Source organism: Pyramidobacter sp. C12-8 (genome assembly GCF_002007215.1).
Taxonomy (GTDB): domain Bacteria; phylum Synergistota; class Synergistia; order Synergistales; family Dethiosulfovibrionaceae; genus Pyramidobacter.
The window spans coordinates 26,576-36,353 of sequence record NZ_MUHX01000028.1; the positions used below are offsets into that span (position 1 = coordinate 26,576).

The 9,778-nt window shown below is 59.1% G+C and carries 11 protein-coding genes; all 11 read right to left on the reverse strand.

All coding sequences use genetic code 11. From position 1 onward, the window contains the following. Positions 1–7: 7 nt before the first annotated feature. The gene (locus B0D78_RS09970) at positions 8–835 is read right to left on the reverse strand and encodes a phosphatidate cytidylyltransferase (protein ID WP_078016821.1); all 828 of its coding nucleotides are present in this window, start codon (positions 833–835) and stop codon (positions 8–10) included. After that, positions 813–1,514, reverse strand: a complete 702-nt coding sequence (gene uppS, locus B0D78_RS09975) for a polyprenyl diphosphate synthase (RefSeq protein WP_078016822.1) — start codon at positions 1,512–1,514, stop codon at positions 813–815. Before uppS ends, B0D78_RS09970 begins: the two co-directional genes overlap by 23 nt. A gap of 3 nt (positions 1,515–1,517) precedes the next feature. After that, entirely contained in the window at positions 1,518–2,135 is a 618-nt protein-coding gene (locus tag B0D78_RS09980; RefSeq protein ID WP_078016823.1) for a uracil-DNA glycosylase, read from the reverse strand. After that, positions 2,128–2,973, reverse strand: coding sequence for a hypothetical protein (locus B0D78_RS09985; protein WP_078016824.1), 846 nt, complete (start codon positions 2,971–2,973; stop codon positions 2,128–2,130). Before B0D78_RS09985 ends, B0D78_RS09980 begins: the two co-directional genes overlap by 8 nt. A 31-nt stretch (positions 2,974–3,004) precedes the next feature. Next, positions 3,005–4,297 (reverse strand): UDP-N-acetylglucosamine 1-carboxyvinyltransferase, encoded by a 1,293-nt coding sequence (gene murA / locus B0D78_RS09990; protein ID WP_078016825.1) that lies wholly within the window; start codon positions 4,295–4,297, stop codon positions 3,005–3,007. Positions 4,298–4,407: 110 nt separating this feature from the next. After that, positions 4,408–5,253 carry a glycosyltransferase family 4 protein gene (locus B0D78_RS09995; protein WP_240496158.1) on the reverse strand — a complete coding sequence of 282 codons (846 nt, stop codon included), beginning with the start codon at positions 5,251–5,253 and terminating at the stop codon, positions 4,408–4,410. Positions 5,254–5,273: 20 nt separating this feature from the next. After that, on the reverse strand, positions 5,274–6,371 hold the full coding sequence (upp, locus tag B0D78_RS10000; RefSeq protein ID WP_078016827.1) for a uracil phosphoribosyltransferase: 1,098 nt from the start codon (positions 6,369–6,371) through the stop codon (positions 5,274–5,276). Positions 6,372–6,511: 140 nt separating this feature from the next. After that, positions 6,512–6,928, reverse strand: coding sequence for a biotin/lipoyl-containing protein (locus tag B0D78_RS10005; RefSeq protein WP_240496159.1), 417 nt, complete (start codon positions 6,926–6,928; stop codon positions 6,512–6,514). A 75-nt stretch (positions 6,929–7,003) separates the two neighbouring features. Continuing rightward, positions 7,004–7,420 (reverse strand): OadG family transporter subunit, encoded by a 417-nt coding sequence (locus B0D78_RS10010; protein ID WP_143521821.1) that lies wholly within the window; start codon positions 7,418–7,420, stop codon positions 7,004–7,006. Positions 7,421–7,435: 15 nt separating this feature from the next. After that, positions 7,436–8,995, reverse strand: a complete 1,560-nt coding sequence (locus B0D78_RS10015) for an acyl-CoA carboxylase subunit beta (protein ID WP_078016830.1) — start codon at positions 8,993–8,995, stop codon at positions 7,436–7,438. Positions 8,996–9,303: 308 nt separating this feature from the next. Then, a complete protein-coding gene (locus tag B0D78_RS10020; protein WP_078016831.1) occupies positions 9,304–9,534 on the reverse strand; it encodes a hypothetical protein in 231 nt (76 codons plus the stop codon). Between the last annotated feature and the right edge of the window lie 244 nt (positions 9,535–9,778).

Here is a 9,778-nt window from a genome sequence, read left to right on the forward strand (position 1 = left end):
TCAACTCTCAAAGCAGAAAAGCCCACCAGATCATCCACGCGCACAGCGTGTTGACGAGGACGCTGTCAAAACGGTCGAGGAATCCGCCGTGGCCGGGGAAAATGTGTCCGCTGTCCTTGACGTCGTTCTCGCGCTTGATCAGAGATTCCACCAGATCGCCCAGCTGGCCGGCGCTGCCGCAGGCCGCGCCGACGAGGACGAACGCCATCGGGCTGAACTTGAAAAACAGCGCGCACAGCGCACCGCACAGCGTGCTGGCGACAAAACCGCCGATAAAACCTTCAAGGCTCTTGTGAGGGCTGATATGAGGACAAACGCGCACCGTCCCCCAACGCGAGCCGACAAGATAGGCCATGACGTCGCAGGACCAGGTGCAGAGAAAGATGGAAAGCACCGCCGCCCATCCTACGGGATCGGGCAGAGCCCGAAAACGAATCATGCAGTACCACGGGATGACCGCGTACACCAAGCCGGTGATCACGGGCCCGACGCTGGCCGTGGAATGACTGTCGGCGGTCAGCTGGCGCCGCGCCAGTTCCATGAAATAGACGGCGAAGCAGCACAAGCCGAAAATCGCCATCAACCCCGTCTGCGACACGCGTTCGGAGGAAAAAAGCACCACCGTCGCGGCCACCAGGCCGACGCAACGGTCCGCTTTCGGCAGACCGGGCGACATGCGGTAAAACTCCCAGAGAGAACCCAAAGCCACAGACGCGGCATAGACATGCCACCACCAGCCGCCGAGATAGAGCAATCCCAGCATCACCGCGACCAGTGCCGTGCCGGTGGCAGCGCGAACAGCCAGCGTATGCTCAAAACTTTTCGACTCGTCCATAGCGGCGTTCCCTTCCGGCATAGGACTGCAATGCCTTTTTCAGTTCCGCGGTGCCGAAATCGGGCCAGAGCGTGTCCGTAAAATAATATTCGCTGTATGATCCCTGCCACAGCCAGAAATTGCTGATGCGGAGCTCCCCGCTGGTGCGGATGATCAGATCGGGATCGGGGATGTCGGGGAGATAAAGATGTTTCCTCAGGTCTTCTTCGCCGGCGATCGTTTCCCCTTTGGACTGAGCGTCGGCAATGGCGTCCAGGATCTCCTGCCGGCCGCCGTAGTTGAAACAGACGATCAGCGTCATGCGGCCGCATCGAGCCGTCTCCGCTTCGCTCCAGTCGATGATCCGAAGAACTTCGTCGGGCACGCCTCGGCGCGCCCCGCAAAAACGGACTCTGACGCCGTTTTTCACAAGATCGGGAACTTTCTTGCACGCGTAGTGCCGAAGCAGCTCCATCAACCCCGCCACTTCGAGCCGGGGACGATTCCAATTTTCCGTTGAAAAAGCGTAGACCGACAGGAAGCCAATGCCCATCTCGCCGGCCGCCCGCACCGTCCGTTCCAGAGCGGCGATCCCGGCACGGTGCCCCAGCAGGCGGGGCAGGCCGCGCTTTTTAGCCCAGCGGCCGTTGCCGTCCATGATCAGGGCAACGTGTTTCGGTAAGTTCGCGCAACGTTCCATGCTTTATCCTCTCAAGCTCTCATAGCGCTGACGTATCTCCTGAATATCGCGCCACGTCAAATCCTTGGGGCCGCCGCGCTCACGGCTCTGGTTCCGCAGCAGATAACTGGGATGGAACATCGGCATCAGCGCCGCGCCGCGCCACGTGAACCAGCGCCCGCGCATTTTGGTGATCCCCTCCGTGCCGTGCAGGAACCACTTCAGAGGCGTGTTCCCCAGACAGACGATGATCTGCGGCTGAAGCAGGGCGATCTGAGCCTCCAGCCAGCGCTGGCAGCTTAAGACCTCTTCGATTTCGGGAACGCGGTTGTTGGGCGGCCGGCACTTGACGATGTTGGTGATGTACACGTCGTCGCGGCTGAATTTGGCCGCCTCGAGGATGCGGGTCAGCAGCTGCCCGGCCGGACCGACGAAGGGACGTCCCGAATTGTCCTCCACCTCGCCGGGGCCTTCGCCGACAAACATGATGCGTGCGGTCAGGCTGCCTTCGCCGACCACGACGTTCTTTCTGGAGCGGCAGAGCCTGCACTGTTCGCATTTGTTCGCCGCGTCCCGCAGCAATTGGTAGAGCGCCATGCGCTCTTGCGGAGAGCGCTGCGCCTGATAGAGTATTTCAGTCATTAAAGGTTACCTCTGCTATGGTCACGTCGACTCTCGCGACTTCCATTCCCGTCAGCTGTTCAACGGCAACCCGGACGCGCAGCGCCGCCTGAGCGGTCAGTTCCTTGAAGCTGAACGCGCCGGTTTCCACTGTCAGGGAAAGAGAAATGACCAGACGGTCGTTCTCTTCTTTCACTTTGGGCTCTTTGACGGAGACTACCTGTACGGTGCCGCGGGCCACGTGCTCGGCGATCTGTTCGACGACGGCGGATTCGATCTTGAGCGCCCCGTAGTAGCTGAACGGAGGACGCACAATGGTCTTTTCCGCCTCGTCCCGACTCGAGAAAAGATTTTTCAGACGGCCCACCAGTCGTCCCGTATAGTTCTTTTGGATCTGCGTCTGAGCGACGGGAATGACGTGACGCTTGTTCTGCTTGCGCTCGTAAAGCGCCTTTTCGATCTCGTCGTCGGAGGCGACCTGATCGATGCGCACGTATTCCGAAGGCAGCGGCAGTCCCAGCACCTCGCAGATCTCGTCGCTCATGCCCCGCGACGTGGCGAGAATCATGACGCGGCTTCCAGGGTGGCGCGCCAGGCAGCGCCGCACCTCGTCGCGGTGTTCGGGAAAATGGAACATGGCGCGCCGAATGGCCCGTACCATGTTGGGTTCCGTTTTGGCGCTTTTCCCGGCCAGGATTCGCCCGCGGGAAATCAGCAGCCCGTCGTCGATGATGATGTCGACGCCGCGTTTCGACGCCACCATCTGCGAGCGCATGCTTTTTCCCGTTCCCGCCGGCCCGTAAAAGGCCAGGACTTCATATTTCCCCGGAAGGAGGTCAGAAACCGTCTTCGTCTTCACGACCGCTCCCCCTTCTGGAAGGCTAAACGCTCTAAAGCGAGTTTTCGTCTTCTTCCGCGATAGAAACTTTGGCGCCCAGTCCCTGCAGGGCGCGATCGAAATTTTCGTATCCTCTCAGGATATGATGAAGGCCGTAAACGCGGGTCTCGCCTTCAGCCGCCAGCCCCGCCAGCACCAAGGCGGCGCCGGCGCGAAGATCGGTTCCCTGCACGCTGGCGCCGTACAGAGCGGGTACGCCGTTGATGACCGCCGTATTGCCCTGGATCTCGATCGCCGCGCCCATTTTGCGAAGTTCCGCCACGTGCTGAAAGCGGGATTCGAAGATGCTTTCCTTGATCACGCTCGTGCCCTTGGCAAGGCACAGCGCGGCCATCAGCTGCGGCTGCACGTCGGTGGGAAAGCCGGGATAAGGCATGGTCTTGACCGACAGCTTTTTGAGCCTGCCGCGCGAGGGATAAACGGTGACGCTGCTTTCCTGCCGTTCATAAGACACGTCGGCCTCTTCCAGTTTGGCCAGAAGAGAATCGAAATGCTGAGGCGTCACGTCGGTCACGGTCACTTCGCCGTTCGTGATCACGCCGGCCAAGAGGTACGTGCATGAAGCGATGCGGTCGGGGATGATCTGGACGCGGCCGGAAACCAATCCGGCCCGACCGTTGACCTGGATCACGCCGGCGTTGTCCTTTTTATAACAGACCTCGGCCCCCATCGCCTGAAGCGCCTGAACCAAATTCGTGATCTCCGGCTCGCGGGCGGCGTTTTCGATCGTCGTCTCGCCGTCCGCCAGCACCGCCGCCATGACAAGGTTCTCCGTCGCGCCCACCGAAGGGAAATCCAGATATATTCTGCAGCCGCGCAGTTTCTTGGCGCTGGCATAGACGGCCCCGTGGCTGAGTTCGATCGAAGCGCCCATTTTCGCCAGCCCCTTGAGATGCAGATCGATCGGCCGGGCGCCGATCGCACAGCCTCCCGGCAAAGGCATGACCGCCCTTCCCGTCTGGGCAAGCAGCGGTCCCAAAAGGATCGAAGAAGCGCGCATCTTTTGCACCAGCGAGGCGGGCATTTCGCAGATCAGGTCGCCCCGACGGGTCACCGTGGCCGTGCCATCCTCGAACTGCACCCCCATCCCCAGCGCGCACAAAAGAGCGACCAGCGTCTCGGTATCGCGCAGAAGCGGCACATTGGTGCATGTCAGTTTTTCGCCGTCGCCGAGCAGAAGAGCCGCCGCCATCACCGGCAGCGCGGCGTTCTTGGATCCCTGGGTACGAACCTTCCCCTTGAGAGCCGCTCCGCCGGAAATCTTTAAAAACTGGGCATTACTCATAACTCCCACTCCTAAGGCACGTTTTTATGATAGCCAAGATACAAATACTTTTACATTATACAACAACTACAAGAAAGCCGTCACCCTCGATCAGGGCGACGGCTTTTTCCCTATGAACGCAAAAGCAGATAGGCGCAGGACAGACTGATGATCTGCAGGAAGCTCAAGACCGCCAGGACCCCGAACGGCGACAGCCCTTTATCCAGCAGACGATGATGAATATGGCTCCGATCGGGATAAAAAGGCGATTTCCCCGCGGCAGCGCGACGGATGATCGCCGCCAGAGTGTCGATCACAGGCACGCCGCCAATGAAAAGCAGCAGCGCGCAGAACTTGTAAATGCCGAGATTCATCGGCAGCAGCCAAAGCATCGTGACGGCCGCGGTAAAGTAGCCCAGCAGGTAGACGCCGCCGTCCCCCAGGAAAGTTCTCGCCCTGGGGAAATTCCAGAAAAAGATCCCTGCGATCATGGCAATGACCGGCATTACCATAGTCGAAGCGCTCATCCAGCCGATAAAGCTCAGACTGAGGAAGGCCATGGAAAGAGCCAAGCCGTTGATGCCGTCGATAAAGTTGTAAGCGTTCGTCACGCCGGCGACCCAGAACAACAGAACGCCCATATGCAGCGCATCCTGCCGTCCCACCATGAGCAACGAGACGGCGGCGGCAAGGAAATGCACGACCAGGCGCCCGAGCGGAGACAGAGAAAGCATGTCGTCCACATAGCCGGCAAAAAAAACGATCGTCGCGCCGGTCACGATGATCCTCAGTTCGAACGAAACCCGGGCAAAAAGCAGCGCCCACATCAGCAGGCCGCTCCACAAAACAAGCCCGGCGCCGCGCGGCACCGGGTCATGGTGGATCTTGCGCTGATCCGGGTAATCCATCATGCCGTAACGCTCCGCCAGCATGATGGCAATGGGAGTCATCCCGCCGCCCCACAACAGAAAGATCACAAAAAGCCAGAACGGCTTCATCAACGGGTTCCGAAAATACGGTCTCCTGCGTCGCCAAGGCCGGGAACGATATAACCGTGCTCGTTCAGATGACTGTCAAGAGACGCGACAAAGATGTTCACGTCGGGATGCTGTTCGTGCACGACCGAAACGCCCTCGGGCGCGGCGATCAGACAGACCAGAGAGATCTTTTTGCCGCCGCGCTTTTTGATCAGGCTGATGGCTTCCGCCGAGGAACCTCCGGTCGCCAGCATCGGATCGAGCAGGAAAATATCGCGTTCCTCGATATCGCCCGGAAGCTTGCAGTAGTATTCCACCGGCTGAAGCGTCTCCGGATTGCGGTAAAGGCCGATATGCCCGACCTTCGCGTTGGGGATCAGGTTCAACACGCCCTCCATCATGCCCAGCCCGGCGCGCAGGATCGGCACGATCGCCAGTTTTTTGCCCGCCAGCGCATAGGCCTTCGTGCGCGTGATGGGCGTTTCCACGTCGATCATCTTCAGGGGCAGATCGCGGGTGATCTCGTAGACCATCAGCGAAGCGATCTCCGCCACCGTCTCGCGGAACGTCTTCACCGGGGTGTTCTTGTCGCGGATAATGCTCAGCTTGTGCTGCACGAGCGGATGGTCGAAGACCACCACCTGGCCGGCCTCGTTCATAAAGGCTCGATTCGTGCTGCGTTCGTAGGCGCAGATCTTCTGCGTGCGGCGTACGTGGCGTCCGCCGTCGAACCCGGTCGCCAGCCAGGCATCGACGATCTCCGTCGCCGTCGGCTCGTCGATGACGCGCGCTCCCAGCGTCAGGACGTTGGCGTTGTTATGACGACGGCTCAGGACCGCGACCTCTTTATTCCAGCAGTCCGCTGCGTAAACTCCCGAGACCTTGTTGGCGGCGATCTCCATGCCCAGTCCCGTACCGCAGACCAGAATGCCGCGGTCGGCGTCGCCGTGAGCCACGCTGCGCCCGACCTGCAGAGCGATATCGGTATAATCGCAGGAGACCTCCGCCGTGTCGGTGCCAAAATCCTGCACCGCCAAGCCCTCGCGGCCGGCCAAATGAGCGATGACCTTCTGCTTCAGTTCATACCCCGCGTGATCGGAACCAATAAGAATTTTCACGATGAAATTTCCCCCTCAAAAGAAGTCGATTCGCCGACCTTCAGTCATTTCCACGGAACAAGGCTATTTTGCCACACTTGCATAAAAAAAGCGAGGTCATCCACGAAAAGTGGATGCCTCGCCTTCGGGACCGGCAGTTTTCAGCCAATAACCACGAGAACGTCGCCGCTGTTCACGGCCGAGCCCTCGTTCACACGGATCTCCAGCACCTTGCCGTCGCGGCCGGCGGGAATTTCGTTTTCCATCTTCATGGCCTCGAGGATCAGAAGATTGTCATTGGCCGTCACGGTGTCGCCCACCTTGGCAAGGACGCGCAGGACTTTGCCGGGCATAGGCGCCGTCACTTCCGTGCTGCCCGCCGGAGCGGCAGCGGCCGGCGCCGCCACCGGAGCGGACGCAGCCTTGGGCGCCGGCGCCGGAGCAGCGGCAGGAGCAGAAACGGGAGCCGCCGCAACGGGCGCAGCCTGAGGCGCCGCGACAGGAGCGGCGCCAGCAAGAGGCTCGACGTTTACGTCATAGGACTTGCCATTCACGGTAATCTTATACATCGACATTATGAGTATCCTCCTCGGTTGTTTTTCAATGAGATAATTTTTTCGGATTTCAGGCGCACTGACCTGAACCGTCAGTCACTAATTCCAGCGGTCAGAGAGAGCTCCCTGAAGCGCTTCGATGCGTCCGCAGGCGATCCATGCCGTTTCGTCGCTGCCGATCAGATGCACGCCGGCCGGAACGATCGATCTGATGGACATCATAGTTCCCGTCTGCGCCGCGATCGCCGCCGCGATAACGGCCACGAGTTCGTCGTCCGAAGCCGTTCCGACGCGAACAGGCGCAGCGCCTGCAGCAACTTGCGCAGGAGCGGGAGCGGCCGCTGGAGCTTTTTGATTGCCGGCGACCTTGGAAACAACGCGCATGGCAAAGATAACCAACGTCAGTCCCGCCAAAACAAGGAAAACGACGCTGAAGGCGATCAGTGAAAGAGCCGTAGCACCGCCCATTCCTTCAAAGGACGCTGCTAATGTTTTTACTGCTTCGGTAGCGGGCATCGCTCTTCCTCCTCACTAGTTGGGCATGACGCCGTGCTTCTTGCGGGGCAGAGCCTGGCGTTTCGTGCGGTGAGCCTTCAACGCCTGAATGACTTCGTACCGGGTTTCTTCGGGGAGGATGACCTTGTCGACGTAACCGCGGCTGGCCGCCTGATACGGCGTCGCAAAGGCGTCTTCATACTCGCTGATGAGCTCGGCGCGCTCAGCCTGAGGATCCTTGGCCGCTTCGATCTCCTTGCGGAAGATGATATTGGCCGCGCCGGCCGCTCCCATGACGGCGATCTGCGACTGAGGCCAGGCAAGGACAGAATCGGCCCCCAGCGCCTTGGAACACATGCCGATATAAGCGCCGCCGTAAGCTTTGCGCATCACCACCGTGATCAGGGGCACGGTCGCCTCGCTGTAAGCATACAGCATCTTGGCGCCGTGACGGATGATACCGCCCCACTCCTGCGCCTTGCCGGGCAGGTAACCGGGGACGTCGACGAACGTCACGATCGGAAGGTTGAAGGCGTCGCAGTGACGGATAAAACGGCTCGCCTTATCAGAACAGTCGATATCGAGGCATCCCGCCATCACGCTGGCCTGATTGGCAACAATGCCGACCGGCATACCGTCGAAGCTGGCATAGCCGATCACGATGTTCTTGGCCCACATCGCCTGAACCTCGACGAACTTGCCGTCGTCGACCACCGCCTTGATCATGTTGTGCACATCGTACCCCTTGTTGGAATCGGTGGGCACCATGGTGCGCAGGGCCATCTCCGTGCGGGAGACGGGGTCGCTCGTCGCCACGCGGGGCGCGTCGCCCATGTTGTTGCTGGGCAAGTAGCTCAGCACGTCACGAACCTGCTGGAAGCATTCCTGCTCGGAAGCGGCGAAGAAATGCGCGTTGCCGGAGCGGCTATTATGAGTTTTGGCGCCGCCCAGCTCCTCGCTGGAAATCTCTTCGCCGGTCACCGTCTTGATGACGGCGGGGCCCGTGATATGCATGATGCTGATCTTGTCAACCATAAAGATGTAATCCGTCAGAGCGGGGCTGTACACCGCGCCGCCAGCCGTCGGACCGACGATGACCGACATCTGCGGGATGATGCCGCTGGAAATGGTATTGCGGTAGAAGATTCCACCGTAGCCGTCCAAAGCGTCAACGGCTTCCTGAATACGAGCTCCGCCACTGTCGTTGATGCCGACGATCGGACAGCCGTTGCGAAGGGCAAGGTCCATGACTTTGCAGATCTTGGCGGCGTGCATCTGTCCCAGAGAGCCGCCGAGAACCGTAAAGTCCTGGCTGAAAACGTAAACGATGCGTCCGCCGACCGTGCCGTAGCCCGTGACGACGCCGTCGCCTAAATATTTTTTGTTCTCCATGCCGAAATTCGTGCAGCGATGTTCCACAAATTCGTCGAGCTCGACAAACGATCCCTCATCCATGAGGAGATCGATCCTTTCACGAGCCGTGAGACTGCCCTTGGCCTTGTGCTTGGCAACGGCCTTCTCGCCGCCGCCGGCCGCCGCCTTGGCGCGCTTGTCGAGAAGCACATTGCAAAGCTCATCGATGGTTTTTACCGCCATACTGGTACCTCCTTGAAAAATATGAACTGCCGTTAACGCCGTTTATCTTTAACGCTCATCAGACGTCAATCCGTGAGGCGCTTGACAAGAATGGAGCTCGCCCTTTCCTTCGCCGAAAAAACAATAATCATACTCTATCAGTAATTCGGGCAAAGTCAATCACGAATCGCTCCTTGTTTTCCCGTGCGCACGAGGGCTGCGGAGGAAAGCGGAAACCGCCTACAAATAATAACAGAGAATAACGAAAAAAGCTCTTATTCTTCTTGCTGAATTCTTAAAAAAATGCGAGAAACACGTCCGACAGAATTTTAAACATATCGAAAACCAAGGAGCGCTCCGAGAAACATCATCAGACCGCCGACAAGACAGAGCCATAAGATCGAACGGAGATAAAGCAACATCGCGCCGCCCCCGGGGTAACGGCCCGTCTGAATGCCGCGGATCAGCTTTACAAGGAAGAACGTCGCCGCAAAGAAAACAAGGCCCAACAAGGCCTGAAAATTTAGGGCCGGAAGCCCCATGATGATCTTTTTTTCCACGTTGTCCCTCCTGGGTGCGAATATACGACGATAATATCACAATCCAATATTCCCATGGCAACGAGTTCAATGATTGCGGCAATAATACTCCTCCATCAGTCAAAAAGCCGGACGCAAGGGCGCCGCGAGGAAGACTCACAAAGCGAGCGTCGCAGCGTACAGAAAACTATGTCACTGCGCTCTACCGAAAATCATAACCACCGGCCGTGCCGGTGGTTTGCACAAGCCCCCTTGGGGCATCTTC

Excerpts from the sequence above, each read along its gene's own strand:
- B0D78_RS09970 (WP_078016821.1), bottom strand. The coding sequence starts at position 835 with ATGGACGAGTCGAAAAGTTTTGAGCATACGCTGGCTGTTCGCGCTGCC.
- uppS (WP_078016822.1), bottom strand. The coding sequence starts at position 1,514 with ATGGAACGTTGCGCGAACTTACCGAAACACGTTGCCCTGATCATGGAC.
- B0D78_RS09980 (WP_078016823.1), bottom strand. The coding sequence starts at position 2,135 with ATGACTGAAATACTCTATCAGGCGCAGCGCTCTCCGCAAGAGCGCATG.
- murA (WP_078016825.1), bottom strand. The coding sequence starts at position 4,297 with ATGAGTAATGCCCAGTTTTTAAAGATTTCCGGCGGAGCGGCTCTCAAG.
- B0D78_RS10010 (WP_143521821.1), bottom strand. The coding sequence starts at position 7,420 with ATGCCCGCTACCGAAGCAGTAAAAACATTAGCAGCGTCCTTTGAAGGA.
- B0D78_RS10015 (WP_078016830.1), bottom strand. The coding sequence starts at position 8,995 with ATGGCGGTAAAAACCATCGATGAGCTTTGCAATGTGCTTCTCGACAAG.